Annotated in this window: 20 protein-coding genes and 2 pseudogenes; 8 read left to right on the forward strand and 14 right to left on the reverse strand. The window is 73.8% G+C overall.

The features are described 5' to 3' along the window. Positions 1 to 141: 141 nt before the first annotated feature. The 4 genes from ACY1JF_RS18810 to ACY1JF_RS18825 all read right to left on the reverse strand — a co-directional run bounded on the left by ACY1JF_RS18810 (position 142) and on the right by ACY1JF_RS18825 (position 6,901). Positions 142 to 3,954: a multifunctional oxoglutarate decarboxylase/oxoglutarate dehydrogenase thiamine pyrophosphate-binding subunit/dihydrolipoyllysine-residue succinyltransferase subunit gene (locus tag ACY1JF_RS18810; RefSeq protein ID WP_462706308.1), complete on the reverse strand. Its 3,813-nt coding sequence runs from the start codon at positions 3,952 to 3,954 to the stop codon at positions 142 to 144. Positions 3,955 to 4,236: 282 nt separating this feature from the next. Next, positions 4,237 to 5,361 carry a HAMP domain-containing sensor histidine kinase gene (locus ACY1JF_RS18815; RefSeq protein WP_462706309.1) on the reverse strand — a complete coding sequence of 375 codons (1,125 nt, stop codon included), beginning with the start codon at positions 5,359 to 5,361 and terminating at the stop codon, positions 4,237 to 4,239. Beyond that, positions 5,358 to 6,098 carry a response regulator transcription factor gene (locus tag ACY1JF_RS18820; protein WP_215168314.1) on the reverse strand — a complete coding sequence of 247 codons (741 nt, stop codon included), beginning with the start codon at positions 6,096 to 6,098 and terminating at the stop codon, positions 5,358 to 5,360. The genes ACY1JF_RS18815 and ACY1JF_RS18820 overlap by 4 nt, the downstream gene beginning before the upstream one ends. Before the next feature lie 113 nt (positions 6,099 to 6,211). Continuing rightward, on the reverse strand, positions 6,212 to 6,901 hold the full coding sequence (locus ACY1JF_RS18825; protein WP_462706310.1) for a spermidine synthase family protein: 690 nt from the start codon (positions 6,899 to 6,901) through the stop codon (positions 6,212 to 6,214). 370 nt (positions 6,902 to 7,271) lie between these two features. Here ACY1JF_RS18825 and lon point away from each other — a divergent pair, with 370 nt between their 5' ends. Both lon and ACY1JF_RS18835 read left to right on the forward strand, forming a co-directional pair. Further along, positions 7,272 to 9,683: an endopeptidase La gene (gene lon, locus ACY1JF_RS18830; RefSeq protein WP_462706311.1), complete on the forward strand. Its 2,412-nt coding sequence runs from the start codon at positions 7,272 to 7,274 to the stop codon at positions 9,681 to 9,683. A gap of 564 nt (positions 9,684 to 10,247) precedes the next feature. After that, the gene (locus tag ACY1JF_RS18835) at positions 10,248 to 10,742 is read left to right on the forward strand and encodes a MarR family winged helix-turn-helix transcriptional regulator (RefSeq protein WP_462706312.1); all 495 of its coding nucleotides are present in this window, start codon (positions 10,248 to 10,250) and stop codon (positions 10,740 to 10,742) included. A gap of 129 nt (positions 10,743 to 10,871) precedes the next feature. On the opposite strand, the gene ACY1JF_RS18840 is transcribed toward ACY1JF_RS18835, so the two are convergent. Further along, complete coding sequence (locus tag ACY1JF_RS18840; protein WP_462706313.1) at positions 10,872 to 11,657, reverse strand: hypothetical protein; 786 nt, start codon at positions 11,655 to 11,657, stop codon at positions 10,872 to 10,874. 438 nt (positions 11,658 to 12,095) lie between these two features. On the opposite strand from ACY1JF_RS18840, the gene ACY1JF_RS18845 reads away from it, so the two are divergent. From ACY1JF_RS18845 to ACY1JF_RS18860, 4 genes are read left to right on the forward strand one after another with little or no spacing between them, the layout of a single operon-like run. After that, positions 12,096 to 15,203: a sensor histidine kinase gene (locus ACY1JF_RS18845; RefSeq protein WP_462706314.1), complete on the forward strand. Its 3,108-nt coding sequence runs from the start codon at positions 12,096 to 12,098 to the stop codon at positions 15,201 to 15,203. Continuing rightward, positions 15,200 to 15,703 carry a roadblock/LC7 domain-containing protein gene (locus ACY1JF_RS18850; protein WP_462706315.1) on the forward strand — a complete coding sequence of 168 codons (504 nt, stop codon included), beginning with the start codon at positions 15,200 to 15,202 and terminating at the stop codon, positions 15,701 to 15,703. Before ACY1JF_RS18845 ends, ACY1JF_RS18850 begins: the two co-directional genes overlap by 4 nt. Next, positions 15,700 to 16,158 (forward strand): DUF742 domain-containing protein, encoded by a 459-nt coding sequence (locus tag ACY1JF_RS18855; RefSeq protein WP_462706316.1) that lies wholly within the window; start codon positions 15,700 to 15,702, stop codon positions 16,156 to 16,158. The genes ACY1JF_RS18850 and ACY1JF_RS18855 overlap by 4 nt, the downstream gene beginning before the upstream one ends. Then, on the forward strand, positions 16,139 to 16,804 hold the full coding sequence (locus ACY1JF_RS18860) for a GTP-binding protein (protein WP_462706317.1): 666 nt from the start codon (positions 16,139 to 16,141) through the stop codon (positions 16,802 to 16,804). The genes ACY1JF_RS18855 and ACY1JF_RS18860 overlap by 20 nt, the downstream gene beginning before the upstream one ends. 30 nt (positions 16,805 to 16,834) lie before the next feature. Here the strand turns inward: ACY1JF_RS18860 and ACY1JF_RS18865 are convergent, their stop codons facing one another. From ACY1JF_RS18865 to ACY1JF_RS18880, 4 genes are all read right to left on the reverse strand, one after another. Further along, a complete protein-coding gene (locus ACY1JF_RS18865; protein WP_462706318.1) occupies positions 16,835 to 17,971 on the reverse strand; it encodes a C40 family peptidase in 1,137 nt (378 codons plus the stop codon). A 103-nt stretch (positions 17,972 to 18,074) separates the two neighbouring features. Continuing rightward, complete coding sequence (locus tag ACY1JF_RS18870; RefSeq protein WP_462706319.1) at positions 18,075 to 18,413, reverse strand: hypothetical protein; 339 nt, start codon at positions 18,411 to 18,413, stop codon at positions 18,075 to 18,077. 10 nt (positions 18,414 to 18,423) lie between these two features. Next, positions 18,424 to 19,077 (reverse strand): TetR/AcrR family transcriptional regulator, encoded by a 654-nt coding sequence (locus tag ACY1JF_RS18875; protein WP_462706320.1) that lies wholly within the window; start codon positions 19,075 to 19,077, stop codon positions 18,424 to 18,426. A gap of 164 nt (positions 19,078 to 19,241) precedes the next feature. Further along, the gene (locus ACY1JF_RS18880; RefSeq protein ID WP_462706321.1) at positions 19,242 to 20,180 is read right to left on the reverse strand and encodes an AurF N-oxygenase family protein; all 939 of its coding nucleotides are present in this window, start codon (positions 20,178 to 20,180) and stop codon (positions 19,242 to 19,244) included. Between the two features lie 230 nt (positions 20,181 to 20,410). Between ACY1JF_RS18880 and ACY1JF_RS18885 the strand changes: the two are divergent. After that, positions 20,411 to 21,008: pseudogene (locus ACY1JF_RS18885) on the forward strand (Uma2 family endonuclease); the annotation flags it as partial. 13 nt (positions 21,009 to 21,021) lie between these two features. Here ACY1JF_RS18885 and ACY1JF_RS18890 read toward each other — a convergent pair. The 5 genes and pseudogenes from ACY1JF_RS18890 to ACY1JF_RS18910 all read right to left on the reverse strand — a co-directional run. Then, positions 21,022 to 21,528 carry a DUF3291 domain-containing protein gene (locus ACY1JF_RS18890; protein ID WP_462706322.1) on the reverse strand — a complete coding sequence of 169 codons (507 nt, stop codon included), beginning with the start codon at positions 21,526 to 21,528 and terminating at the stop codon, positions 21,022 to 21,024. 46 nt (positions 21,529 to 21,574) lie between these two features. Then, on the reverse strand, positions 21,575 to 23,032 hold the full coding sequence (locus ACY1JF_RS18895) for a penicillin-binding transpeptidase domain-containing protein (protein WP_462706323.1): 1,458 nt from the start codon (positions 23,030 to 23,032) through the stop codon (positions 21,575 to 21,577). 37 nt (positions 23,033 to 23,069) lie between these two features. Beyond that, a complete protein-coding gene (locus ACY1JF_RS18900) occupies positions 23,070 to 24,434 on the reverse strand; it encodes an FtsW/RodA/SpoVE family cell cycle protein (RefSeq protein WP_462706324.1) in 1,365 nt (454 codons plus the stop codon). A gap of 47 nt (positions 24,435 to 24,481) precedes the next feature. Continuing rightward, positions 24,482 to 24,907 (reverse strand): SH3 domain-containing protein, encoded by a 426-nt coding sequence (locus tag ACY1JF_RS18905; protein WP_462706325.1) that lies wholly within the window; start codon positions 24,905 to 24,907, stop codon positions 24,482 to 24,484. Between the two features lie 278 nt (positions 24,908 to 25,185). Continuing rightward, positions 25,186 to 25,694 (reverse strand): annotated as a pseudogene (locus ACY1JF_RS18910) (protein phosphatase); the annotation flags it as partial. A gap of 170 nt (positions 25,695 to 25,864) precedes the next feature. Here ACY1JF_RS18910 and ACY1JF_RS18915 point away from each other — a divergent pair. Next, positions 25,865 to 26,671, forward strand: a complete 807-nt coding sequence (locus tag ACY1JF_RS18915) for a nuclease-related domain-containing protein (protein ID WP_462706326.1) — start codon at positions 25,865 to 25,867, stop codon at positions 26,669 to 26,671. The last annotated feature ends 54 nt before the right edge of the window (positions 26,672 to 26,725 follow it).

Here is a 26,725-nt window from a genome sequence, read left to right on the forward strand (position 1 = left end):
CGGTCCGATGCCCGTGCGCGTCGCTCCGGTGCGCACGGGACGGTGTCGCACCACGACGACACGGGCCGCCGCGCGCCGAGGGCCCACCCCCCGGATCACCTCCGGGGAACGGGCCCTCACGCGACGCAGCGGGTCAGCGCCTCACGCCTCGAACACCTCACGCACCAGCTGCTCCTGCTCGGCCTGGTGCCGCTTGGCGGAGCCGACGGCCGGGGACGAGGAGTGCGGGCGCGAGATGCGGCGCAGGCGCTCGCCCGCCGGGATGTCCGCGCCGACCGCCAGGTCCAGGTGGTCGATCAGGTTGAGCGCGATGAACGGCCAGGCACCCTGGTTGGCCGGCTCCTCCTGGGCCCACAGGTACTTCTCGGCGTTCGGGTACTTGGCGATCTCCGCCTGGAGCTCGGTGCCCGGCAGCGGGTACAGGCGCTCGATGCGGATGATGGCCGTGTCCGTCACCCCGCGCTTGGCGCGCTCGGCGACCAGGTCGTAGTAGACCTTGCCGGCGCAGAAGACGACCTTCTTCACCGCCGCCGCCTCGACCGAGGGGTCGCCGATGACCGGCTGGAACTGGCCGGAGGTGAACTCCTCCGCCTTCGACGCCGCCGCCTTCAGGCGGAGCATCGACTTGGGGGTGAAGACGACCAGCGGCTTGTGGTGCGGGTTGTGCACCTGCCACCGCAGGAGGTGGAAGTAGTTCGCCGGGGAGGTCGGCATCGCGACCGTCATGTTGTTCTGCGCGCACAGCTGGAGGAACCGCTCGACGCGGGCCGAGGAGTGGTCCGGGCCCTGGCCCTCGTAGCCGTGCGGGAGGAGCAGGACCACACCGGAGGTCTGGTTCCACTTCTGCTCGGCGGCCGAGATGTACTCGTCGACGATGGTCTGCGCGCCGTTGACGAAGTCGCCGAACTGCGCCTCCCACATCACCAGCGCGTCGGGGCGGGCCAGCGAGTAGCCGTACTCGAAGCCCATCGCCGCGTACTCGGACAGCAGGGAGTTGTAGACGTTGAGCCGCGCCTGGTCCTCGGAGAGGTACTGCAGCGGGGTGTACTCGTCGCCCTTGGCGCGGTCGATGATCACCGCGTGCCGCTGGCCGAAGGTGCCGCGCTGCGAGTCCTGGCCGGCCAGCCGGACCGGGACGCCCTCCAGGAGGAGGGAGCCGATGGCCAGGGTCTCGCCCATGCCCCAGTCGATGGTGCCGTCCTCGACCATGGCCGCCCGGCGCTGGAGCTGCGGGAGCAGCCGCGGGTGGACGGTGACGTGGTCGGGGATGTTGACCTGGGACTCGGCGATCCGCTTGACGACCTCGCCGGTGACCGCGGTGTTCACGGCGGCCGGGAAGGCGGCCTGCGGGTCGGAGGACTCCACCGAGGCGGGCTGCGCGGTGGTGGCCTCGCGGACCTCCGTGAAGACCTTCTCCAGCTGGCCCTGGTAGTCCTGGAGCGCCTGCTCGGCCTCTTCCAGGGTGATGTCGCCACGGCCGATGAGGGACTCGGTGTAGAGCTTGCGCACCGAGCGCTTCTTGTCGATCAGGTCGTACATCAGCGGCTGGGTGAAGGCCGGGTTGTCCGACTCGTTGTGACCGCGGCGGCGGTAGCAGATGAGGTCGATCACCACGTCCTTGTTGAACGCCTGGCGGAACTCGAAGGCGAGCCGCGCGACGCGCACGACGGCCTCGGGGTCGTCGCCGTTCACGTGGAAGATCGGGGCCTCGATCATGCGGGCCACGTCGGTGGCGTACATCGACGAGCGCGAGGACTCCGGGGCGGCGGTGAAGCCGACCTGGTTGTTGATGACGATGTGGACCGTGCCGCCGGTGCGGTAGCCGCGCAGCTGCGACATGTTCAGGGTCTCGGCCACCACGCCCTGGCCCGCGAAGGCCGCGTCGCCGTGGATCGCCACCGGCAGCACGGTGAAGTCCGTGCCGCCCTTGTTGATGATGTCCTGCTTGGCGCGGGCGACGCCCTCCAGGACCGGGTCGACGGTCTCCAGGTGGGAGGGGTTGGCGCAGAGGCTGACCTTGATCTGCTCGCCGTCGAGGCCGGTGAAGACGCCCTCGGCGCCCAGGTGGTACTTCACGTCGCCGGAGCCGTGCATCGACTTCGGGTCGAGGTTGCCCTCGAACTCGCGGAAGATCTGCGCGTACGACTTGCCGACGATGTTGGCCAGCACGTTGAGCCGGCCGCGGTGGGCCATGCCGATGACGACCTCGTCGAGACGGCTCTCCGCCGCCGAGTCCAGGACCGCGTCGAGCAGCGGGATGACGGACTCGCCGCCCTCCAGGCTGAACCGCTTCTGGCCGACGTACTTGGTCTGCAGGAAGGTCTCGAAGGCCTCCGCCGCGTTCAGCCGGCGCAGGATGCGCAGCTGCTCCTCGCGCTCGGGCTTGGCGTGGCCGCGCTCCACCCGGTCCTGGATCCACTTGCGCTGCTTGGGGTCCTGGATGTGCATGAACTCGATGCCGGTGGTGCGGCAGTATGAGTCGCGCAGCACGCCGAGGATGTCGCGCAGCTTCATCATCGACTTGCCGGCGAAGCCGCCGACGGCGAACTCGCGCTCCAGGTCCCACAGGGTGAGCCCGTGCTCGGTGATGTCCAGGTCGGGGTGCTTGCGCTGCTGGTACTCCAGCGGGTCGGTGTCGGCCATGACGTGGCCGCGGACCCGGTAGGAGTGGATCAGCTCGAAGACACGGGCGGCCTTGGTGACGTCGTCGTCGTGCGAGGCGTCGATGTCCTTGAGCCAGCGGACCGGCTCGTAGGGGATGCGCAGCGCCTCGAAGATCTCGTCGTAGAAGTCGTTCTCGCCGAGGAGCAGGTTGGCGACCTGGCGGAGGAACTCGCCGGAGGCGGCGCCCTGGATCACCCGGTGGTCGTAGGTCGACGTGAGCGTCATGACCTTGGAGATGCCGAGCTTGTTCAGGGTGTCCTGGCTGGTGCCCTGGAACTCCGCCGGGTAGTCCATGGCGCCGACACCCATGATCACCGACTGGCCGGGCATCAGGCGCGGCACGGAGTGGACGGTGCCGAGGCCGCCGGGGTTGGTCAGGGAGACCGTGACGCCGGTGAAGTCGGCCATCGTGAGCTTGTTCTCACGGGCGCGGCGGACGATGTCCTCGTAGGCCTGCCAGAACTCGAAGAAGTTCAGCGTCTCGGCCTTCTTGATCGCCGCGACGACCAGCTGGCGGTCGCCGTTGGGCTTGACCAGGTCGATGGCGAGACCGAGGTTGACGTGCTCCGGCTTGACCAGGGTGGGCTTGCCGTCCTTGGTCTGGAACGACCAGTTCATCGACGGCATGGCCTTGATGGCCTGCACCATGGCGTACCCGATGAGGTGCGTGAAGGAGATCTTCCCGCCGCGGGCGCGCTTGAGGTGGTTGTTGATGACGATGCGGTTGTCGAACAGCAGCTTCACCGGGACGGCGCGCACGGACGTGGCCGTGGGCATCTCCAGCGAGGCGTCCATGTTCTTGGCGACCGCGGCGGAGGGACCGCGCAGGGTGACCAGCTCGGGCCCGCCGGCGGCCTCCTTGGCGGGCTCGGCCTTGGCCGGCGCCGCCTTCGCCGCGGCGGGCTGCGCCGCGGCGGGCTTGGCGGCCGGGGCGGCCTCGGCGGCGGCCGGGGCGGCGGACGTCCGCGCGGGCTGCGCGGCCGGGGCCTGGGCGGGCGTCTGCGCGACCGGGGCGGCGGGAGCGGCCTTGGCGGCGGGCTGGGCCGGAGCGGCGGTCTCCGCGGCCCCCGCGGCCGCGGTACCCGACGCGGCCTGGGCGGCGGCGGCCCCCGGCTTGTAGTCGGCGAAGAAGTCCCACCAGGCTCGGTCGACCGAATTCGGGTCCTGGAGGTACTGCTGATAGATCTCGTCTACGAGCCACTCATTGGCACCGAAGGCCGCTGCGGGGTTCTTCCCCGCTTGGTCGGTGTCGGTCGAGATGCTCGAGTTACTGGGGGACTGTGGCGACACGGCGGCAACCGCCCTCTTCCGCTTCACAAGGTGATGGACAGCGGGAATAAAGGCTACGCCTCCTGGGGCGAGAAGGTCAGGCCGGGCCGCTCCATCGTCGCGTAAGTCACATCTCGGCCGGTGTTTTGGTGCTGGAAATGGCGGGAAAAAAGCGTGGTTCCGCGTCAACAGGGAATGGGAAATCGGGCCCTGACGCCTCCACGGGCGCGGGCCTCCGCCTGCTCACACGTGTCCACCAGCGCGAACAACCGTGGAACGAGTGGCTCCGATGAGCACCTTACGTCAACTCGGCGTAGTTGGCAGGCCCGGAAGAGTGACGAAAATGCGGCAGCCGCGCTCCGATTCGGCCACCCCGATCCGTCCGCCGTGCAGATCCACCACCCAGCGGGCGATCGCCAGGCCGAGTCCGGTGCCGCCGTCGCTGCCGGGGCCGTGCGGCCGGGTCACCGCGCCCCGGTTGAACCGCTCGAACACCCGGTGCCACTCCGACCGGGGGATGCCGGGCCCCTCGTCGAGGACCTCGAGCCGCAGGGAGTCCGGCAGCTCGCCCCGGCGGGCCCTGACCGTCACCCGGCCGCGCGGCGGGCTGTGCTTGACCGCGTTGTCGATGAGGTTGGCGACCACCTGGTGGATGCGCTCGGGGTCGGCCAGCGCGGTCAGGTCCAGCGGGTCGACGTCGAGGTGCAGGTGGACGTCGGTACGGGTGTGGCTGCCGGAGCCGGTGGCCATGCCCGCGCGGGCGGAGGCGACCATGTTGGCCTCCTTCAGCACCCCGGACAGGTACGGCCACACCTCGAAGCGGCGGGTGCGCAGCGGCACCACGCCGTTGTCCAGCCGGGAGAGGTCCAGCAGGGTCTCCACCAGCCGGCCGAGCCGCTCGGTCTGCCGCAGGGCCGTGCGCATGGTCTCCGGGTCGGCCTCGGTGACCCCGTCGACGATGTTCTCCAGCACGGCGCGCAGACCCGCGATCGGGGTGCGCAGCTCGTGCGAGACGTTCGCCACCAGTTCCTTGCGCTGCCGGTCCTGGGCCTCCAGGTCGTCGGCCATGTGGTTGATCGTCTGGGCCAGGTCGCCCAGCTCGTCCCGGCGGTTCTCACGCACCCGGCGGGTGTAGTCGCCGTGCGAGATGGACCGGGCGACGGCGTTCATCTCGTCCAGCGGCGCGGTCAGCGAGTGCGCCACGAACTGCGTGATCAGCAGCGTGGCGATCATGGAGAACACCGTGATGAAGCGCAGCTCCGTCTTGGTGTGCACCGCTATCACCGACAGGCCGGTGGTGATCAGCACCGAGGTGACGACCAGCGCGCCGAGCTTGGTCTTGATCGAGAACGGGCGTACGCCGCCCCAGGGTTCCCCGGTGCTTCGGGGATCGGGGCTCCTCCGTGCGGCCTGCCGCCCCGCGCTCATGGCGTCGGTGTCTCCAGCGCGTAGCCCACCCCGTGCACGGTGCGGATGCGCTCGGCGCCGATCTTCCGGCGCAGCGCCTTGATGTGGCTGTCGACGGTCCGGGTGCCGGAGGCGTCCGCCCAGTCCCACACCTCGGCGAGCAGCTGCTCGCGGGAGAGCACCGCGCGCGGCGTGTTCGCCAGGCAGACCAGCAGGTCGAACTCGGTGGGCGTGAGGTGCACGTCCTCGCTGCGCACCCGCACCCGGCGCTGCGCGTGGTCGATCTCCAGTTCACCCAGGCGCAGGATGCCGCTGCGCGGTGTGGAGGCGGCGACCACGGCCCGCTCCACCCGGCGCAGCAGCACGTGCACCCGCGCCGCCAGCTCGCGCATCGAGAACGGCTTGGTCATGTAGTCGTCGGCGCCGACGCCGAGCCCGACCAGCATGTCCGTCTCGTCGTCGCGCGCGGTGAGCATCAGCACCGGCACCGGCCGCTGGGCCTGCACCCGGCGGCAGACCTCCAGGCCGTCGAAGCCGGGCAGCATGATGTCGAGGATGAGCAGGTCGGGCTGCCAGGCCTCGGCCGTGTCGACGGCGGCCGGGCCGTCGCCCGCGGTCTGCACCAGGAAGCCCTCGGCGCGCAGGCGGGTCGCGATGGCGTCCACGATCGTCTGGTCGTCCTCGACCACCAGTACCCGGCGCTGTGCGCCCTGCGTAGCCGTCGCCGCGCCGTTGTGGGAGGTGTGTGTCTGCTCCATCGCCCGCCCCTGAGGTGTGCTTTGTGGAATCCGTGGGGTGATTCCATGACTGCGATCGACGCATGAATGATCCGCGCCAGAGCAGCAGCGTACGGGGATTCGCCGGGCCTTTGCTATCCAGGTCCGACGCCGATGTGCACGACGTCCGGAACGCCCCGGGCAACGGGGATCTCTTCGGTACGCACCTGTTGGAACCCGGCATTACGCAAGGTTTCTTCAAAAGAAGGGGAGGGTCGCGCGGACCATACGGCGAGTACTCCGCCGGGCCTCAACAGCCTTGCGCAGAGCGCGAGTCCGGACGTTCCGTAGAGGGTGTGATTGCCCTCCGTGACGGTCCAGTCGGGGCCGTTGTCGATGTCGAGGCAGAGGGCGTCGTAGGTGGCGGGACGTGTGACGGAAGTCTCATTGACGTAGGTGACGAGGTCCGCCTCGACGACCTCCGTACGGGGGTCCGCCAGCGCCTCGCGGGTCAGTCCGGACAGCGGTCCGTCCCGGTGCCAGTCGATGACGGCCGGTTCGCGCTCGACCACCGTGATCCGCCCCCAGCGGGGGTCCGCGGCGGCGTGGGCGAGGGAGAAGCCGACGCCCAGGCCGCCGATCAGTACCCGCGGCTCCTCCCGGCCGGCCGGGAGCGCGGCCAGCGCCGCGTCGACGAGCAGGCGCTCCGAGCGGCCGTCGGAGGTGTCCATCAGGAAGCAGCCGTTGGCGATGATCTGGAGCAGCGTGCCGTGTCTGCGCAGCACGACCTCGCCGTAGGGGCCCTCACGACGGTCCAGGACTTCGGGGATTTCGTGAACGGACATCCCGTCATCCTGGCACCCGGTGCGCGAGGGTCCCGAATCCGCCGCGCTCCGCGGGGCCGGATCCGCCGCGTTCCGGGCGGGTTCCGAATCCGCCGCACCCTCAAAGGGCCCGGGATCCGCTGTGTCCCAAAAGGGTCCTGGACCCACCGCGCTCCACGGGGTCCCGTTCCGCCGCGCTCCACGGGGCCCCGTTCCGCCGCACTCTGAGAGGGGCCACGATCCGCCGCGCTCCGCGAGGGCCCCGTTCCGCCGCACTCCGAGCGGTGATCGCCGAGAGCGAACAAGCGGTGGGAACATTAGCGGGACCCCTGGGCATTGAGTCGATGTAGTTGAGTGAAGCCAACTCAACTTGACTGCCGAAGGGGAGATCATGGCTGCTGAGTCCACGCCGTTCACACCGCTCGCCCTGCCCGTGCTGCCGCTCGACGACGAGGTCGTGCTGCCCGGGATGGTGGTCCCGCTCGACCTGAACGACTCCGAGGTCCGCGCCGCGGTCGAGGCCGCCCAGGCCGCCGCCCGCTCCGAACCCGGCAAGCCGAAGGTCCTGCTGGTGCCCCGCGTCGACGGCACCTACGCGAGCACCGGCGTGCTCGGCACCGTCGAGCAGGTCGGCCGGCTGGCCGACGGCGACCCCGGCGCGCTGATCCGCGGCCGGGCCCGGGTGCGGATCGGCGCCGGCACCACCGGCCCCGGCGCCGCGCTGTGGGTCGAGGGGACCAGGGTCGACGAGACCGTGCCCGACCCGCTGCCGGGCCAGGTGACCGAGCTGGTCAAGGAGTACAAGGCGCTCGCCACCGCCTGGCTGCGCAAGCGCGGCGCCTGGCAGGTGGTGGACCGCGTCCAGGCCATCGAGGGCGTCTCCGCGCTCGCCGACAACTCCGGCTACTCGCCGTTCCTGACGACCGCCCAGAAGGTCGAGCTGCTGGAGACCGCCGACCCGGTCGCCCGCCTCAAGCTCGCCACCGCGCAGCTGCGTGACCACCTCGCCGAGCAGGACGTCGCCGAGACCATCGCCAAGGACGTCCAGGAGGGCGTCGACAAGCAGCAGCGCGAGTTCCTGCTGCGCCGCCAGCTCGAAGCGGTCCGCAAGGAGCTGCGCGAACTCAACGGCGAGCAGGAGGGCGAGGAGTCCGACGACTACCGCGCCCGCGTCGAGGCCGCCGACCTGCCCGAGAAGGTCCGCGAGGCCGCGCTCAAGGAGGTCGACAAGCTGGAGCGGGCCAGCGACCAGTCGCCCGAGGGCTCCTGGATCCGCACCTGGCTCGACACGGTCCTGGAGATGCCGTGGAACGAGCGCACCGAGGACGCCTACGACATCCAGGGCGCCCAGGCGGTCCTGGACGCCGAGCACGCGGGTCTGAAGGACGTCAAGGAGCGCATCACCGAGTACCTGGCCGTCCGCAAGCGGCGTGCCGACCGGGGCCTCGGCGTCATCGGCGGCCGGCGCGGCGGGGCCGTCCTCGCCCTGGTCGGCCCGCCCGGCGTCGGCAAGACCAGCCTCGGTGAGTCCGTCGCCCACGCGATGGGCCGCAAGTTCGTCCGCGTCGCCCTCGGCGGCGTCCGCGACGAGGCCGAGATCCGCGGCCACCGCCGCACCTACGTCGGCGCGCTGCCCGGCCGGATCGTACGGGCGATCAAGGAGGCCGGGTCGATGAACCCGGTGGTCCTGCTGGACGAGATCGACAAGGTGGGTTCCGACTTCCGCGGCGACCCGGCCGCCGCCCTGCTCGAAGTGCTCGACCCGGCCCAGAACCACACCTTCCGCGACCACTACCTGGAGGTCGAACTCGACCTCTCCGACGTCGTCTTCCTCGCCACCGCCAACGTCCTGGAGGCCATCCCGGAGGCCCTGCTCGACCGCATGGAGCTGGTCCGCCTGGACGGCTACACCGAGGACGAGAAGGTCGTCATCGCCCGCGACCACCTGCTCCCGCGCCAGCTGGACCGGGCCGGTCTGGACGAGGAGGAGGTGACGATCGACGAGGCCGCGCTGCGCAGGCTGGCCGGGGAGTACACCCGGGAGGCGGGCGTGCGCACCCTGGAGCGGTCGATCGCCCGGCTGCTGCGCAAGGTGGCCGCCCAGCACGAACTGGGCGAGCGGGAGCTGCCGTTGCGCATCGGCGCGGACGACCTGCGCGACCTGATCGGCCGCCCGCACCACGTCCCGGAGTCCGCCCAGGACCCGGCCGAGCGCCGCACCTCGGTGCCGGGCGTGGCGACGGGCCTCGCGGTCACCGGCGCCGGCGGCGACGTCCTCTACGTGGAGGCGTCGCTGGCCGACCCGGAGACGGGCGCGGCGGGCCTGACCCTGACCGGCCAGCTCGGCGACGTGATGAAGGAGTCCGCGCAGATCGCCCTGAGCTTCCTGCGCTCCCACGGCGCCGAACTGGAACTGCCGGTGGCCGACCTGAAGGACCGGGGCGTGCACATCCACTTCCCGGCGGGCGCGGTGCCCAAGGACGGCCCGAGCGCCGGCGTCACCATGACGACGGCCCTCGCCTCCCTCCTGTCCGGCCGGCTGGTCCGCACCGACGTGGCGATGACCGGCGAGGTCTCGCTGACCGGCCGGGTGCTGCCGATCGGCGGGGTGAAGCAGAAGCTGCTCGCGGCCCACCGCGCCGGGGTCACCACGGTGATCATTCCCAAGCGCAACGAGCCCGACCTGGACGACGTCCCGGCCGAGATCCTGGACAAGCTCGACGTCCACACCGTCTCGGACGTCCGCCAGGTCCTGGAGCTGGCGCTGACGCCCGCGACCAGTGAGGTGCCGGTCGCGGCGTGACGCGGACGCGGGGCCCCGCGGCACGTACGGGCGGATCCGGGGCCCCGCGGCACGTACGGGCGGATCCGGGTCCCCGCGGCACGTACGGGCGGATCCGGGCCCCGCGCGGCGTCGGCCGCCGGTGAGCGCGACCACCGGGCCCGGCGCCCCGTCGGACCCGCCGCGGTCACCGGCGGCCGGGGTGGCGCGGGTGGCGCGGAGGACGGCGTCCCGGCCGGTGCGGGCCCCGTGAGGGGTCGGGAAGCCGCGGATCCAGCCGGCCACCGGGCTCCGCGTCGTGCCGTAGCGGCAGGCCCCGTACGGGTTCCGCTCGGTGCCAAGGGCACCGGGGGCACCCGGCGGGGCCCCGCCGTCGCGGGGACCGGCCGCCGCCGTGGCCACGGAGTACTGGCGCGCGCATGCCGCGGCACTGTTTCCCGGTGGCGCTGCCCACGTGGACCCGCCGGTGCGGGGAGGGACCGGTGGCCGCGGCCGGTCGGGGCCTGCGAAATACTGGCCGAACTGCGGCGATGACCGCGTACGGCGGAAACTTTCAGGACCGGGAAGACCGAGGCGGGAACTGACGTGCACGACAGCGGGAACGGTGGCGGACGCGAAGTCGGATCCGGAGTGTCCGCGAGGGGCGCGGACCAGCCGGAGTTCCTGGCCCTCGAACGCGAGTTGACGGTGCTGCTGCGCAGGGCCCGGGCCAACCAGGCGGAAATGGCCCGGCAGGTCCACCCCGACCTGGAGACCTCCGCGTACGGGCTGCTGGTGCGGCTGGGGGAGTGCGGCGGGCAGCGGGCCACGGAACTCGCCGCCTACATCGGCGTCGGCAAGGCGACCATGTCCCGTCAGTTGCGCGCCCTGGAGGAACTCGGTCTGATCGCCCGCGAGCCCGACCCGGCCGACGGCCGTGCCTGGCTGGTCGGCCTCACCCCGGAGGGGCGCGACCGGGTCCGCCGGGTCCGCGAGGCCCGCCGCGCCCGCTACGCCGGCCGCCTCGCCGACTGGGACCCGCGCGAGGTGGGGGAGCTGGCCCGGCTGCTGGGCGAGCTGAACCGTGGGATGGAGGGCTGACCGGGGGATGGAGGTCTGGGCCGTGGGGTGGAGGGCCGGGCCGGGGGATAGAGGTCTGGGCCGTGGGGCGGAGGGCCGGGCCGGGGGCGGCGAGCCGCTCCCTCCGTCCGCCCCGCGGGAACGCGCCGTTCACAGCTCCACGTAGACCACCGTCGCATCGTCGTGCGGCTTGCTCCGGCCCAGGAACGTCCGCTCCGTGTCCCCGCGCTCCAGCCGCCGCACCCGGTCCACCAGGCTCTGGGCGCCCTCCTCGCGGACGATGCGCAGGCAGTCGGCCCAGTCGCCCTCGCGGAACGTGTCCACCCACCGGGCCGCCCCGTCCGTGAGCGCCGCCAGGGCCCGCACCCCGCCGCGCGGCAGCGCCCCCGTCACCGCCCGCGCCGCCACCGCCGGATCGGCCGCCGCCGTGAAGAAGCCGCCCTCCTTGTTGCGGAGGTTCGCGTCCACCAGCGCCGCCGTGGCGCGGGCCGCCCGGGGCAGCCGGGCCAGCCGGTCGTCCAGGTGGGCGGTGACCGTGCCGTCGGGCGCCTCGACCAGCAGGGCGGAGTCGCACAGGATCAGGTACTCGACCCGGACCGGGGACCAGCGGACCAGGACCACGGTCGCCTGCGGAGTTCTGGGGTGAGAAAGGTCACATGTGTCGGCGTGTGCCGCGGCGGTTACCGCGATGGCGCGGGACAGCGCGTCGGCGAGAGGGACATCCGGGAGTGAAACGGTCAGTTCGGTCAGCGCCCCGCCGAGGCGCGCGGTGAACCACGGCACGGAGTGCACGCATCCCGTCGCCTCCCGCGGCGGGGTCACGCCGTCCAGCAGGACGGCCACGCCGCCCCGTCCCGAGGCGGGGAGGGCGACACTCGCGAAGTCCTCGTTGGGGAATCGGGACGTGCCGGGTTCCGAGACCAGGTCCGTACGCATCGGATCAGTCTGCCCGAGTCCCGCGCGGCGCTCGCGAAGTGCCGGGGGCGGGCCCGGATTCGGCGCGGCGGTGCAGGTCGGGCGCCTGATTCGGACCGGATTGCCGCGCCGTGGGAACACGTGGCGGAACATCCTGCCACCGCCCCGCCGCGGACGTCCAACCGGCGCGCGGCGCGGACCCGGCACCGGCCCCGCGGGAACTTGCTCCCCAACTCACCTCCGGGGTTCACTCCTTCGGGTGGCGGGCCAGGTGTTGGACACCCGGTGCCCACGGGCACTGGGAGGGTCGGGAACCGGTGGGGGTCCCGCCCCGTCCGAACACGGCCGACGGCCCCCCGGGCACGGTCGACGGAACGACGACGGACGTGCGGACGGACGTACGGGCCGGCCGGCCGATTGACGGAGCGCCACCCGGCCCCACGGGTACACGAGTCAGGAATGCGAGCACCGGTGCAGAAGACGCGGCCTCGTCGCACAGGCAAGCAGACGGCCCCCGCCGGGGGCACGGAGCGAACCACCCCCGTCACCCCCGCCCCGGACCCCGCGGGGACCCCCGCCCCGGCCGTCCCGGCGGCGCCGGCCCCCGTCGTGGGCAAGGGCCGCCCCACCCACGTACGCAACCGGCTGATCGTCGCCGTCCTGGTGGTGGCCGCCGCGATCGCCGGCGCCGGGGCGCCCTCGGTCATCACCGCCTCGGAGCAGCTCAGCGACTCCCAGGACCTGGTGACCCTCGCCGAGCGGACCCAGGACGCGCTCACCCTGGCCCACTCGCTGGCCGACGAACGCGACGAGGTCACCCCCTACATCGCCGCCGGACGCCCCGAGTCGAAGGCGCCCTCGGAGCAGCGCGGCGCCCGCGTCGACCGGCAGATCGAGGAACTGCGCGCCGACCCCGACACACCCGCCGCCCTGCGCGAGGACCTCGACGCCGTCGCCTCGCTGCGCCGGTCGGCGCTGACCGGCCGCAGCAGCGCCCTCGAAGCGCACGACGCCTACTCCGCCGCCGTCACCGAACTGCACGCCCTCGCCGAGGAGCTGGCCGAGCGGATGCCGCCCCGCGCGGGCGCCGGGGCGTACGCCCTCGCCGAGCTGGACTCCGCCGTGCAGCAGGCCGCCGCCGCCCGCGGCCTGCTCCTCGCCGCCCTCAGCGTGCCGAGCACCACCCAGACCGCCTACGACCCCGTCACCGGCCTGGCCACCGAGACCAGCACCACCTCGGACGCCGACGCCAAGACCCGCGACGCCCTGGCCGCCGCCGCCCAGGAGGCCCGGGTCCGCTCCGACGCCGCCCTCGCCGACTTCCGCGAGAACGCTCCCGAGGAGGCCAAGGAACGCTACGACGCCACGGTCACCGGTCCCGAGGTCGACTCCGCCGAGAAGTACCTGGCCGCCCTCACCGACCAGCCGGCCCTCTCCGACGACGACCTCACCACCAGCGTCACCAAGCTGTCCGCCGCGCTCTCCGCCCGCGTCGACGCCATGCGCGGCGCCGAGTCCGCCCTCTACGAGCGGCGCAGCAAGGACCTGGCCCAGCTCCGCGACGACGACGTCACCGCGCTGGAGATCCGGATCGCCGTCCTGGGCGCCCTGATGCTGGTGGCCGTGGGGGTCGCCACCGCCCTGGCCCGCAGCCTCACCCGGCCGCTGTCGGTGCTGCGCCGGGGCACCGCCCGGCTCGCCGAGGCCGAGAACCCGGCCGCCGAGGAGCCCCTCACCTTCACCGGCCGCAACGACGAGTTCGCCAAGGCCGTCCGCTCCGTCAACGCCCTGCACGCGCACGCCGTCACGCTGGCCGAGCGCGTCACCACCCTGGAGTCCGACCGCAAGCACCTGGTCGGCCAGCGGCAGAAGATGGCCGACGCCCGCGAGGAACTGCGCGCCCGGCTCGCCGAGTCCGCCGCCCGCCTGGAGCAGGTGCGCCAGGGCGTCGGCGCCACCTACGCCAACCTCGCGCTGCGCACCCTCGCCCTGGTCGAGCGGCAGCTCGGCGTCATCGAGTCGATGGAGGAGCAGGAGCAGGACCCCGACCGCCTGGCCGTCCTCTTCAAGCTCGACCACTTCGCCACCGTGATGCGCCGGCACAACGAGAACCTCCTCGTCCTGGCCGGCACCGAGCACGGCCGGCACACCGCCGGACCGGTTCCGCTGGTCGACGTGGTCCGCGCCGCCGTCAGCGAGATCGAGCGCTACGAGCGGGTCCGGATCGCCGCCCTGCCGCCGCACGCGCACGTGACCGGCTTCGCCGCGGACGACCTGTCCCACCTGCTCGCCGAACTCCTGGAGAACGCCACCTCGTTCTCGCCGCCCGAGCTGCCCGTCGAGATCTCCGGCCGGCTGCTGGAGAACGGCGAGGTCGTGCTCTCCGTGCAGGACGAGGGCATCGGCATCGAGGCGGAACGGCTGGAGCGGCTCAACGCCCGCCTCACCGACTTCGACCCCGAGGCCCCCTTCGAGCAGGAGGAGGGCGAGGACGGCCTCGGGCTCGGCCTGTACGTCGTGGCCCGCCTCGCCCACCGGCACGGCGCCCGGGTGCGGCTGAGCGAGCGGAAGGAGGGCACCGGCACGGTGGCCGTCACGGTCCTGCCGGTGTCGCTGCTGGCCGAGGCCCCGTCGGCCCCCGTCTCCCCGTCCGCGCCCACGACCGAGGGCACGGGCGACGTCTCCCTGCCGGGTGTCGAGGCCGGCGCCAAGGCCGACGCCGACGCCGGTGCCGACTCCGAGGCCGAGGCCGGGGACCCGCTGGTGGCGCTGGCGGAGGAGGCGGTACGGCGGTCGGAGACGGCCGGGGAGGCGGCGGCCGCCGGGAACACCGAGGCGGCTGCACAGACGGAAGCGGCCGAGGGGACGGAAGCGGCCGAGGGGACCGACGAGTCGGCTCCTGCGGAGGAGGCACCGGAAGCACCGGAGAGCCGGGAGGCCGCCGAGGCCGACGACGCCTCGGACGAGCCGGAGCAGGAGTCCGAGCCGGAGCAGGAATCCGCGACGGACCCCGAGCCGAAGCCCGAGCCCTCCACGGACCCCGAGCCGAAGCCGGAGTCGGAGCCGGAGCCGGAGCCCTCCACGGACCCCGAGCCGGAGCCGGAGCCGGAACTCGGGCTGGAGAAGGCCCCCGCCGCCCCCGCCGCCCCGGAAACCCCCTCCGAAGTCACGATGGAGCTGCTCGTCCCGACCGGCACGGCACCCACCGTCCCCACTCCGGCCCCCGCCCCCGGAGCCACCCCCGCATCCGCCCCCGAAGCCGAGCCGGCCCACGACCGCGTCCCCGACGAGGCGGACGGAGCCGAGGAGCCGGTCACCGACAAGGGCCTGCCCAAGCGGACCCCCCGGATCAGCACCCCCGCGTCGGCGCCCCGCCCGCGCGCGGGCTCCGTGGACGCCGACGCGCTCCGCCGCCGTCTGGGCGGCTTCCGCAAGGGCGCGGAGGCCGGGCGGCGCGAGGTCGAGGCCGAGATCGCCGACCGCACCGCCCGGCACACCGCGCCGGACGCCGCGCCGGACCGTACCGAAGAATCCACGGGGGGCACCGTCGAGGAGGCAAGCAGTTGACCGCTCCCAGTACCGTCGGGCTGAGCCGTGAGGCCCGCAACCTGCACTGGCTGCTCACCAACCTCGTCGAGGAGGTGCCGGGCATCCTCTCCGTCGCGGTGGTCTCCTCCGACGGGCTGCTGTTGCTCTCCTCCGACCAGGAGCGCAACGAGGCGGCCCGCGGCCCCGGGGGCGGCGCCACCGCCGGCCCGCGCGGCTCCGCCGCCGACCTCGCCACCGTCGTCTCCGGCATCGGCAGCCTGACCGTGGGCGCCGCGAAGCTGATGGACTCCGGCGAGGTGAAGCACACGATGGTCGCCATGGACGAGGGCAGCCTGTTCGTGATGTCGATCAGCGACGGCTCGCTGCTCGGCGTGCACGGCTCCGCCGACTGCGACATGAGCGTCGTGGCGTACCACATGGCGCTGTTCGTGGGCCGGGCCGGCCATGTGCTGACCCCGGAACTCCGCAACGAGCTGCGACGATCCGTGGAGGCCGGGGCGGCCGGGAACCGGCGGTGAGCCGGTCCGGGAGCCGGTCCGGGAGCCGGCCCCCGAAGGGCGGACTTCCCGTACGCGGCGGAGACCTCCCCCACGCCCGGCCCCGTCCGCGCGGGGGGATCCCCGCTCCCGCCCGGGTCCGCCCGTACTCGCTCACCGGCGGCCGGACCAGCTTCGGCCACGTCCTGCTCGTGGAGACCTTCGTCGGCGCCGTCGAGGAGCCCGGTGAAGCGGCGAACGGCCCGCTCCGGGTGCTCCCGGAGGTGCGCGCCATCGTCGAACTGTGCCGCCGGATGCGAACGGTGGCCGAGATCGCCGCGCTGCTGAGGATGCCGCTCGGCGTGGTCCGCGTGCTCCTCAGCGACCTCGCGGACCAGGGAAAGATCCGTGTGTACGGCACCGGGACCGGCCATGGCACGGGCCGTCCGGACCGCGCTCTGCTGGAAAGGGTGCTGAGTGGACTCCGCCGTCTCTGACACCGCCGTCCCCGGTGGTTCCCCGTTCGCCGGGCCGTTCGTCGAGCCCTTCGTCGAACCCGACGAGCCCCCGCGGCCCTGGCAGACGAACACCGACCACGCCCCGGTCGCCACGAAGATCGTGGTGGCGGGCGGTTTCGGCGTCGGCAAGACCACCCTGGTCACCTCCGTCTCGGAGATTCCGCCGCTGCTGACCGAGGCGCTGATGACCCGGGCCAGCGAGGACGTCGACGACCTCACCGCGACGCCGGACAAGGCGACCACCACCGTCGCCATGGACTTCGGCCGTCTCACCCTCGACGACGACCTGGTGCTCTACCTGTTCGGCACCCCGGGCCAGCAGCGGTTCTGGTTCATGTGGGACGACCTGGTGCGCGGCGCGATCGGCGCCGTCGTGCTGGCCGACACCCGGCGGCTGAAGGACTGCTGGCCGGCGCTGGACTACTTCGAGAGCTGCGGACTGCCGTACGTCGTGGCGGTGAACCACTTCGACGGCAGCGAGCGGTTCGAGGCGGAGGACGTACGGGAGGCGCTGACGGTCCCGGAGCGCATACCCGTGCTGGTCATGGACGCGCGGCGCCGGACCGACGTCGTGCAGACCCTACTGACCCTGGTGGGCCACGCGCTGGAGGAGACCCCCGAGTAGGACCGCGTGCCGCGCGCCGCGCGCCGCGTGTCAGTCCGTCGGCGGGTGAGCCGCCCCGTACCCCTCGTCGGACCCGTCCACCGCCCCCGCCGGCAGCCTCGGCGGCGCGTAGCGCGCCACGGGCCGGCCGTCGGGGTCGGGGCGCACGGCGCCGAGGACCGGGTTGGCCGCGATGGGGGAGACCTTCACCGCGGCGCCGGGGCGCGGCGCCTGGACGACCTTGCCGCCGCCCAGGTACATCGCCACATGGGTGGCCTCCGGGAAGTAGACGACCAGGTCACCGGGGCGCAGTTCGTCCAGCGGAACGCGCTTCAGCCGGGCCCACTGCTCCTGGCTGGTCCGGGGGATCGGCGTCCCGGCCCGCTCCCAGGCCACCGAGGTCAGTCCCGAGCAGTCGTAGGACCCGGGGCCCTCCGCGCCCCACTCGTACGGCTTGCCGAGCTGGTCGACCGCGAAGCGCAGCGCCCGGTCGCCCCCGGCGGACGGTTTGCCGTCGTCGTCGCCGATCGCCCCGGACGCCATGAACCGCTCCTGCGCCTTCGCGGTCCCGTCCTCCTCGAACGCGGCCAGCGCCGTGAGCTGCCGCGGGCTGAGCGAGGCGAGCGTCTCCTCCACGTCCCGCAGCCGGTCGAGCACCGTGTCGCGCGCCGTCTTCTGCCGGGCGGCGAGGGCGCGTCGCGCGGCGAGTGCCTCGCGGGCCCGGCGGGCCAGCTCGTCCGCCCGCCGCTCGCTGCCGGTCAGCCGGCCGACGGTCTCGGCGCGCTCCCGCGCCAGCCGGCCGATCACGCGCCCCTGGTCGAGGGCGTGTTGCGGATCGCGGGCCAGCAGCAGGCGCACGTAGGGGGAGAGGGCGGTACTGCTGTTCTGGTACTGCTGCCGGGCCAGCCGGGCCGCCGCGCCGCGGCTGTCGCGCAGGGTCCGCCGGGTCCGGGCCAGCTCGGCGTCGAGGCGCGCGGCCCGCGCGCGCTGCCGCTTCAGCTTCTCCTCGGTGTCGTTGTAGGTCTCGGTGGCCTTCTCGGCTTCGCGGTACAGCCGCTGAAGGTCCGTCAGCAGTTCGGCGACGGGGCGCTCGCCGGGCTCCGGTTCCGCCGCGGCGGGCAGGGGCGCGAGGACGAGCCCGGCCGCCGTCGCCGCCGTGCACACCAGTCGCAGCAGCCTTCCTGACATGCCATCACCTCCGCTGCGGGGCGGCCCGTCCGCTCCGCACGGCGAGCATCGGGCGGCCGTCGCGGTCGCGCGCGCCGAGTGTGCGCCGCCCGGCGCAACGGGGTCACCCGTCGGCGTCGTCCGGGTTGCCGCCCGGCGTGGTGTCCGGCGTGGTGCCCGGCGTGGCGCTCGGTCCCACGCGCGGTCTGGACCAGGGCCGGCGGGGGCGGTCGCGCGCGGTGGTCCCCTCGGGGGCGTACCGGTAGGTCCAGCGGACGAACCCGATCCCGCGCGCCCGCTCCCGCGGCACCCGGCGGTACACCAGCACGGTGGCCGGCCGGCCGGCGGTGCCGGGGACCGGGATGCGGTAGGTCTTCGGCGGGTGCCCGGTCATCCCCACCAGCACCGGCAGCACCCGGCCGTCCATCGGGCCGCCCTCGAAGGGGACGTCTTCGCTCTTCACGGCACCAGTGTCAGACATCCGCCGCGAGGGCCTCGACCAGCGCCGCCGTCGACGGGTCGCGCCGGGCGGTGACCGACAGCACGGCGACGAACTGCTCCACGAGCCAGTCGCGCAGCTCCTCGGCGGGCGGCTGCTTCCCCTCGTCCAGCCAGATCAGCGAGGCGGCCTCCACCGCCGCGATCCACATCCGGACCGTCATCCGCAGCGGGGGCCCCGGTTCGCCGGCGCCCAGGTGGCTCGTGATGTGCTCGGCGGCGGCCCGGCGCACGCCGTCCACGATGGCCGTGGTCCGGGAGGTCTCGACGACGCTGCCGCCGCGCAGCAGGGCGCTGAAACCGGTGTCGTGCTCGTCGACGAAGGCGAGGTAGCGGTCGAGTGCCCGGGTGAGCCGGGCGAGCGGCGGACCCTCGCGGGGTTCGTCGAAGCAGAGCCGCAGCTCGTCGGCGGCCGAGCGCAGCGCGGCCTCGTAGAGCTGCTGCTTGCCGCCGGGGAAGTACCGGTACACCAGGGGGCGGGAGACCCCGGCCCGCTCCGCCACGTCGTCGAGCGAGACCTCCTCCGGCGGCCGGTGCGCGAAGAGGGCGAGCGCGGTGTCGAGCAACTGCACGCGCCGCTCCTCGACGCTGAGCCGGCGGTAGGCGGGGGTGGGGTCCTGCGGGGTCATGCCCGCAGGGTAACCGCTACACGGCCCCCGCCCCGCGCGTCCACCGGTCCTTGCCCGGCGCGTCCGCCGGCCTCCGCCCCGCGCGTCCGCCGGTCCTTGCCCGGCGTGTTCGCAGGCCCCCGCCCCGCGCGTCCATCGACCCCCGCCCCGCGCGTCCGCCGGGCTCAGGCCAGCAGTCCCGACGACCTCCACAGCCGGCGTCCGGCCCCCCGCAGCACCCCGATGTCGTCCAGGAAGTCCGTCAGCCGCTTGGAGCCGCTCTGCATGATCTCCCTGCGGTGGCCGCTCGCCTTGACCTGGGCCACGGCCTGGCGCCTGTCCAGTCCCACGTTCGTGTAGACCTCGGGGTTGATGAAGGCGACCGAGAAGACGCGGGCGAACTCCCCGGAGGTGAGCCGCGTGAACTCCCTGGACCACCTCGGGGCGGTCACCATCTGCCGCCGCAGCTCCTCACGGGCGTACCGGACGTGGCGGGCCTCCTCCACCACGTGGATCCGCGTGACCCCCCGGATCAGCGGCTGCACGCGCTCGTCGGGGAAGGTCAGCCGCTGCATCCAGTCCAGGACCTCCTCGCCGAGCAGGGTCGCGGTGAAGGACCCGGGCGTGGTGGAGACGGTCTTGAAGAGGCGGCCGAGGTGCTGGTGGACGGGGCTGACCGGGTACCACGGGGTCCCGCCCCGGGTTATCAGCCGGGCGAACATCTTCGAGTGCCGGCACTCGTCCTCGATCTCGGTGAGCGCGTAGCGCACGTGGGCGCTGGTCGCGGGCTTGTCGTAGACGTGCCGGACCAGCAGCTGCATCAGGATCAGCTCGAACCAGATGCCGAGCGAGGCGAGGGCGGCGGCCTCGTGCCGGGAGAGCAGGACGCGCTGCTCCTCGCTCATCCGCTTCCACAGCGGGGTGCCGTACAGCGACACCAGCTCCGGCGGCCAGAACCACTTGCCGTCCTCGAACGGCGCGTCCCAGTCCAGCTCCTCGTCCGGGTCGAACGAGTGCTTGGCGGAAGAGTCGAGCAGCCGCTGGGCCACCTGCTCCCGGTCCTTGAGCGGGCCGAGCGCGTCGCGCATGCCGCCGGATGCGCCGGCTTCCGTCAGGGTCGTCATGGCTGTCCCATCTCGTCGTACCCCGTCGTACGGGTCACCCCTGGTCACTTCCCCTTATGAGACTGCTCGTCAGCAAGCGCGTCAATCCCCTGGCGGGACTTGTCGGTCGGCAGCAAAGGCGCGGGGATACGTCAATCCCGCCGTGCGACGTCACCCGATGGAGCGCGGCGTCGGCGTTCGCCCTCGGTATCCTGGCCGCGTCAGCCCGACTCCGGCACATGGGAGCGATCATGAGCGCCGCGCGCGGCTACGGGCTGAACGGCGACTACCGGTGGCCCCGTCCGCCGGAGGGCGGCTGGACGGCGGACGACCTCGACGAGCTTCCCGACCTGCCCCCGCACACGGAGCTGATCGACGGGAGCCTCGTCTTGGTGAGTCCGCGGACCAACTTCCACTCCATGGCCATCCGCCTGCTGGACAACGTCTTGCTGGCCCAAGTACCGGACGAGTTGAACGTCATGCCGCTGATGCCGATCAAGCTCGACGAACGCAACCGGCCCGAACCGGACGTGTTGGTGTTCCGCGCGGATGCCTACGGCGGTCCCCAGCAGACGTGGTACCGGCCGGAAGACGTCGTCATGGCCGTCGAAGTCGTCTCCGAGGAGTCCGAGGAGCGGGACCGCGAGACGAAACCCCGGAAGTACGCGCAGGCGAACATCCCGCACTACCAGGCGGGTCGAGGAGAACGGAGGACTCCCGGTCGTCCACGTCTACGGAATCGACCCCGCGACCCGCTCCTACGTGCCCACCGGCATCTTCCACAACCGCCTCGAGCTCACCGTCCCCTTCCCCGTCGACATCGGCCTCACCGCGATCGGCCGCCGCCGCCGAGCCCCGGCCCTCAGGCCGAGCACCCCAGCCCCTCCGGCACCTCCAGTGCCACCGGCTCCGACGCCCCCGCCGGGAACGAGTGCCGCAGGGTGAAGGCGTACGGCGTCGGTCCGTCGGCCCGCAGGTGCAGCAGCCGCGCCTCCGCCTCCGCCACCGTCGGCCGGTGCCCCGCCGGGACCCACCACAGGGCCGTCACCGCCTCGGCCACCCGCTCGAACCACTCGCGCCGCCTGGCCAGCACCTCCCGGTGCCGCCCCGTGTACATGAAGGCCGTCAGCGCGTCCGCGTCCCGCCACACCGACATGTTGACGATCAGCCAGGAGTCCCCGAAGACCGGCACGTCCGTCGCGTCGCCCGCCTCGCCCGTCAGCCGCCAGACGAACCCGTCCGCCGCGTCGGCGTCGGCGTTCACCGGCTCGAGCGCGTCGACGAAGTCCTTCAACTGAGGGGAGTCCAGAGGGGCCTTGAGGCGGGCGATGTTCACCTGGGCGAGTTCGTACGCTGTCGTGTCGGTCATGGCACCGGACCGTAGGCGGACCGGCCCCCGGCCGGTACCCCGCGTCTCACCCCTTGAGCGCCGCCTCCATCACCGCCCGCGCGACCGGCGCCGCGAGGCCGTTCCCGCTGACCTCCCCGTGGTCCGCCGCCGTCCCCTCCACCACCACCGCGACCGCCACCTTCGGCTCCAGCTCCCCGGCCCCCTGGGCCCAGGAGACGAACCACGCGTACGGCGTCCCCGAGTTGCCGACGCCGTGCTGCGCGGTGCCGGTCTTGCCGCCGACGGTCGCCCCGCGGATCGCGGCGTTCCCGCCCGTGCCGCTTGCCACCACCCCGGTCATCAGCTCCTTCAGCCGTGCCGCCGTGGACGGCCGCATCACCTGCCGCGCCGGCCGCGACCCGGCCGCCGAGACGATCCCGCCGCCCGCCCGCGTGGTCCGCTCCACCAGGTACGGCGTCCGCGCCTGCCCCCCGCCCGCCACCGCCGCCGCCACCATCGCCATCTGGAGCGGGGTGGCCCGCGTGTTGTACTGCCCGATCGCCGACAGCGCGAGCTGCGCCCGGTCCACCGAGGTGTCGAAGGTGCTGCGCGCCACGGAGAACGGGATGCGCAGACCGTCGTCGTTGAAGCCGAACCCCTCCGCCGTCGCCGCCAGGGCCGGCGCGCCGACCTCCACGCCGAGCTTGGCGAACACCGTGTTGCAGGACCGTTCGAACGCCTCCCGCAGCGAGGCGTCCGCGCACCCCGCCTCCTCGTCGGTCAGCCGGGTGCGGGTGCCGGGCAGGGTGTACGGCTCGGGGGAGCGGGTGGGCGCGTCCAGGTCGAGGACCAGCCCGGCGTCCAGCGCCGCCGCCGCGGTGACCACCTTGAAGGTCGACCCCGGCGGGTAGGTCCGCCGCACCGCCCGGTTGAGCATCGGCCGGTCGGGGTCCTCGTTCAGCCGCCGCCAGGTGCGCAGCGCCGCCGGCCCGTTCCCCGACAGCTCCCCGGGGTCGTAGGACGGCGTGGAGACCAGCGCGAGGATCCGTCCGGTGGCGGGCTCGACCGCGGCCACCGCTCCCTTGCGCCGCCCCAGCCCCTCGTACGCCGCCTTCTGCGCCCCCGGGTGCAGCGTCGTCACCACGTCGCCGCCCGGGTTGGGGAAGCCCGTGACGTCGTTCCACAGCGGCAGCGGCGCCAGCATCGGGTCGGCGCCGGACAGCAGTCCGTCCTCGGCGTGCTCCAGCAGGGTCGTCCCGTACTCCTGCGAGGCGAAGCCGGTGACCGGCGCCCACATCGGCCCGTCGGTGTACGTGCGCTCGAAGCGCAGGTGCTCGCCGGTGTCCCGGGAGCCGGTGACGGGCCGGCCGCCGACCAGGATGTCGCCGCGCGGCTGCTGGTAGCGGGCGATGGCGGGGCGGCGGTTGGCCGGGTTGGCGTCGTACTCGGGGGCGCGGACCACCTGGACCCGGGCGGCGTTCACCAGCAGCGCGGCCAGCAGCAGGAGGCAGAAGAAGGCGGCGTGCCGGATGTTCCGGGTCATGAGCCCGGCCCCTGCCCGCGCGCGCGGCGGTGCCGGCTCATGAGCCCGGCCCCTGCCCGCGCGCGCAGTGGCTCAGCCGCACCAGCAGCGCCACGATCGCCCAGTTGGTGACCACCGAGGAGCCGCCCTGCGCCAGGAACGGCATCGCCATCCCGGTCAGCGGGATCAGCCCGGTCACCCCGCCCGCGATCACGAACACCTGGAGCGCCACGAGCGAGGCCAGACCCACCGCCAGCAGCCGCCCGAAGGGGTCGCGCAGGGCCAGGCCCGCCCGGAAGCCGCGGTCCACCAGCAGCGCGTACAGCAGGAAGATGGCGGACAGGCCGGTGAAGCCCAGCTCCTCCCCGGCCGTGGCCAGGATGAAGTCCGACTTGGCGGCGAAGCCGATGAGGGCGGAGTGGCCGAGCCCGAGCCCGCTGCCGGTCACCCCGCCCGCGGCGAAGGAGAACAGCGACTGGGCCAGCTGGCCCGGGCCCTGCCCGGCCTCGATGGAGGCGAACGGGTGCAGCCAGTCCTCCACCCTGCTGTGCACGTGCGGCTCCAGCCGGCCCACGGCGACCGCGCCGAGCGCCGCCAGCAGCAGGCCCAGCGCGATCCAGCCGGTGCGGCCGGTGGCGACGTAGAGCATGACGACGAACAGGCCGAAGAAGAGCAGCGAGGTGCCCAGGTCCCGCTCCAGGACCAGGACGCCGACGCTGACCAGCCAGACCGCGACGATCGGGCCGAGGACCCGGCCGGTGGGCAGTTGCAGCCGCCACACCCGGCGCCCCGCGTACGCCAGCGCGCCGCGGTTGGCGGCCAGGTACGCGGCGAAGAACACCGCGAGCAGCACCTTGGCGAACTCGCCCGGCTGGATGGAGAACCCCGCGACCCGGATCCAGATCCGGGCGCCGTTCACCGCCGGGAACAGGATCGGCAGCGTCAGCAGGACCAGGGCGGCGGCCACGCAGAGGTAGGTGTAGCGCTGGAGCAGGCGGTGGTCGCGCAGGACCAGCACGATCACGACGAACAGGCCGATGCCGAGCGCGGACCACACCAGCTGGGTGGGGGCCGCCCGGTCCCCCGGCGTCTCCAGGTCGAGCCGGTAGATCAGCACCGCGCCCAGGCCGTTGAGCAGCACCCCGATCGGCAGCGGCAGCGGATCGGCGTACGGGGCGCGCAGCCGCACCGCGAGGTGCGCCAGCAGCGCCAGCAGCCCGAGCCCGGCGCCGTACCCGGCGGCGCCGGGCGGCAGGGCGCCGTGCTGGGCGACGCCCACGTTGCAGTAGCCGAACACGGAGAGCAGGACGGCCACCACGATCAGGGCCAGTTCGACGCCGCGGCGCCGGGGGAGGCGGCCGACGGGAGCGGGCGCGTCCCCCGGCGCCACGGCGATTCCGGGTCCGGTTCCGGCCTTCGTCATGTCCGGAACTTGTCCGCGGGTCGGTTTCGCTGGGCTCTCGGCATGTATCAGCACCAGCGCGGCGCGGGGCCGACGTTGTCGATGTAGCGGGCCGCGCCCCACGCCCAGGTGCCGTCCGTCAGGAGGTACCAGATCGGATTGCGCTTCACGGACTCGCCGCCGGTCTTGCAGTAGATGTGGACGGTCTCGCCCCGGTGGGCGTAGCGGATGACCTCGGAACCGCGGTTCGGCGCGGTGCGCAGCGCGAGCCGGTCGGCCGTGACGACACCCCGGTAGCGGCCCTGCTCACGGCCTCCGTCCCCGCCCCGGCCCCCGCTCACGCCCGGGTCGTCCCCCCACTCGTCACCCGCGGCGGCGGGGGTGACGGCGGCGGCGGTGGCCAGCGCGCCGGCCGCGGCCGTTATGGCGAGGCGGCGCAGGAGGGGGGAGCGTCGGGAGGAGTGGCGGTGGGAGGAACGGGAACGCGGGGACATGGCATGACCTCCAGAAGGGACGTAAGTGGATCGAACGTGACTGATCGCCACATTAGGAGCGTGGATGGAGCGCCGCCTGTCGCACTGCGCCATTCGCGAGGCCCCGCCGGGAACCGCAGCTCGGCCGGTTCACCCAAGGGGTGGGGCGGGGGTCGCTGCCCGGCCGGTTCCTCCGGCGGGTGGGGTGGGGGCCGCTGCCCGGCCGGTTCCTCCGGCGGGTGGGGTGGGGGCCGCTGCCCGGCCGGTTCCTCCGGCGGGTGGGGCGGGGGCCGCTGCCCGGCCGGTTCGTCCGGCGGGCGGACGGTCGGCAGTCCCGTCCGCGGGTACGCCGCGAACAGCTCGCTGTGCAGCGCCCGCGGCGAGCGCCGGGCGCGGAGCAGCCGGATCGTCCCCTCGGCACCCGAACCCGGGTGGACCAAGGCATGCGCGACGACCGGACCGGAGCGGTCGTACCCGTGATGACGGCGGACGAGGACCCGGCGCCCCTCGTCCAGCGCCGCGTACGCGATCCGCGCCGTGCACGTGGTCCGCGCCGCGTACGCGGCCCGCGCCGGCCGTACCACCCCGGCCGACTGGTCCCGCCGAGCGGGCCGTCCGGGGCCGGCCGCACCCGGTGCTCGACGCCCGGCGCCGGGCCGTACCCGGGCAGCCGCGGCGGCGTCCGCACCGGGTCGAACCCGTCCGTCACCGAGGCGTACGCCAGGCGACCGGGCCCGGCGCGGTACTCGTGCCCGCCCGTCCGCAGGCCCGGCGCGATCCCGCCCCACGGACTGTCCGGAGCCGGCACGTCGGGCCGTTCCCCGGAGGGTGCGCGCCGGAGCCTTTCCGCCCTCGCGCCCGGCGGGCCCGCCCCGCGGACGCGACCGCCCCCGACGGCAGCCGGGTTCTTGCCCGGGGAGCGCCCGGCCTGTTCCCATGGTCGGGGTGAGGGCGCACGCGGGCGAGGGGTGAGGACGCATGGACCGGCTGCGCGTCGTACCGGCCTGGCGACACGGCCGGGAACGGCTCTACGTCTGCCTCCCGGACGGCCGGAACGTCGCCTGGTACGACCGTGAGGCGGCCCGGGTCAGCCTGATCGGCGACCACCGCAGGGCGGACGTCCTGGACGCCCTGGCCCCCTTCCTCACCGGCCCGGTGACGGTCGGGCCGCCCCCCGTCCCCACCGCCGCCGAGCTGGCCCGGCTGTCCCTGCACCCCGACGACGACCTGGCCCCCAACCGGCCGGGCGAGGCCCTCCTCGTCGCCCTCGACCGCGACCCCGGCCCGCCGCGCCGCCTGCGCCCCGACCCGCGCCGCCGCGCACTGACCGCCGAACAGGCGGTGGGGGAGGTCCTCGACGGGTTCGACGGGGCCGGCTGGCACACCCTGCACTCGATCCCGCTGCCCGGCGGCGACCGCCTCCACCACCTGCTGATCGGCCCCGGCGGCCTCTTCGCCGTCCACGCCCTGTACGCCCGCAGGACCCGGGTGCGGATCGCCGACCCCCTGGTCACGCTGGGCCGCCACGATCCCCAGCCGCTGCTGCGCCGGGTCCGCGCCGACGCCGACCGCGCCTCCTACGCGCTGACCGCCGAGGTCCGCCCGGTCCTCGCCCTGGTGGGCGCGGCCGGCGTCACGCTCACCGGCCCGCCGCCGCACGGTCTGCGGGTCCTCTCGGACGGGGAGCTGACCGGGCTGTCCCGGCTCGGCGGCGTACTCAAACCGGCGGACGTGGAGGGCCTGCGCGCCATGGCACGGGACCGGAGGACGTGGGCCCGGCTGTGACCGCCGTTCCGGTCTCCGTGGCGCCGGTTAAGTGTCCCCTGCGAGGCCACCCCT

This window comes from Streptomyces sp. SYSU D01066-1 (assembly GCF_054956795.1).

What these genes read in the sequence shown, in the direction of transcription:
- ACY1JF_RS18815 (WP_462706309.1), bottom strand. Translation starts at nt 5,361, where the DNA reads ATGAGCGCGGGGCGGCAGGCCGCACGGAGGAGCCCCGATCCCCGAAGC.
- ACY1JF_RS18820 (WP_215168314.1), bottom strand. Translation starts at nt 6,098, where the DNA reads ATGGAGCAGACACACACCTCCCACAACGGCGCGGCGACGGCTACGCAG.
- ACY1JF_RS18825 (WP_462706310.1), bottom strand. Translation starts at nt 6,901, where the DNA reads ATGTCCGTTCACGAAATCCCCGAAGTCCTGGACCGTCGTGAGGGCCCC.
- lon (WP_462706311.1), top strand. Translation starts at nt 7,272, where the DNA reads ATGGCTGCTGAGTCCACGCCGTTCACACCGCTCGCCCTGCCCGTGCTG.
- ACY1JF_RS18840 (WP_462706313.1), bottom strand. Translation starts at nt 11,657, where the DNA reads ATGCGTACGGACCTGGTCTCGGAACCCGGCACGTCCCGATTCCCCAAC.
- ACY1JF_RS18845 (WP_462706314.1), top strand. Translation starts at nt 12,096, where the DNA reads ATGCGAGCACCGGTGCAGAAGACGCGGCCTCGTCGCACAGGCAAGCAG.
- ACY1JF_RS18865 (WP_462706318.1), bottom strand. Translation starts at nt 17,971, where the DNA reads ATGTCAGGAAGGCTGCTGCGACTGGTGTGCACGGCGGCGACGGCGGCC.
- ACY1JF_RS18875 (WP_462706320.1), bottom strand. Translation starts at nt 19,077, where the DNA reads ATGACCCCGCAGGACCCCACCCCCGCCTACCGCCGGCTCAGCGTCGAG.
- ACY1JF_RS18880 (WP_462706321.1), bottom strand. Translation starts at nt 20,180, where the DNA reads ATGACGACCCTGACGGAAGCCGGCGCATCCGGCGGCATGCGCGACGCG.
- ACY1JF_RS18890 (WP_462706322.1), bottom strand. Translation starts at nt 21,528, where the DNA reads ATGACCGACACGACAGCGTACGAACTCGCCCAGGTGAACATCGCCCGC.
- ACY1JF_RS18895 (WP_462706323.1), bottom strand. Translation starts at nt 23,032, where the DNA reads ATGACCCGGAACATCCGGCACGCCGCCTTCTTCTGCCTCCTGCTGCTG.
- ACY1JF_RS18900 (WP_462706324.1), bottom strand. Translation starts at nt 24,434, where the DNA reads ATGACGAAGGCCGGAACCGGACCCGGAATCGCCGTGGCGCCGGGGGAC.
- ACY1JF_RS18905 (WP_462706325.1), bottom strand. Translation starts at nt 24,907, where the DNA reads ATGTCCCCGCGTTCCCGTTCCTCCCACCGCCACTCCTCCCGACGCTCC.
- ACY1JF_RS18915 (WP_462706326.1), top strand. Translation starts at nt 25,865, where the DNA reads ATGGACCGGCTGCGCGTCGTACCGGCCTGGCGACACGGCCGGGAACGG.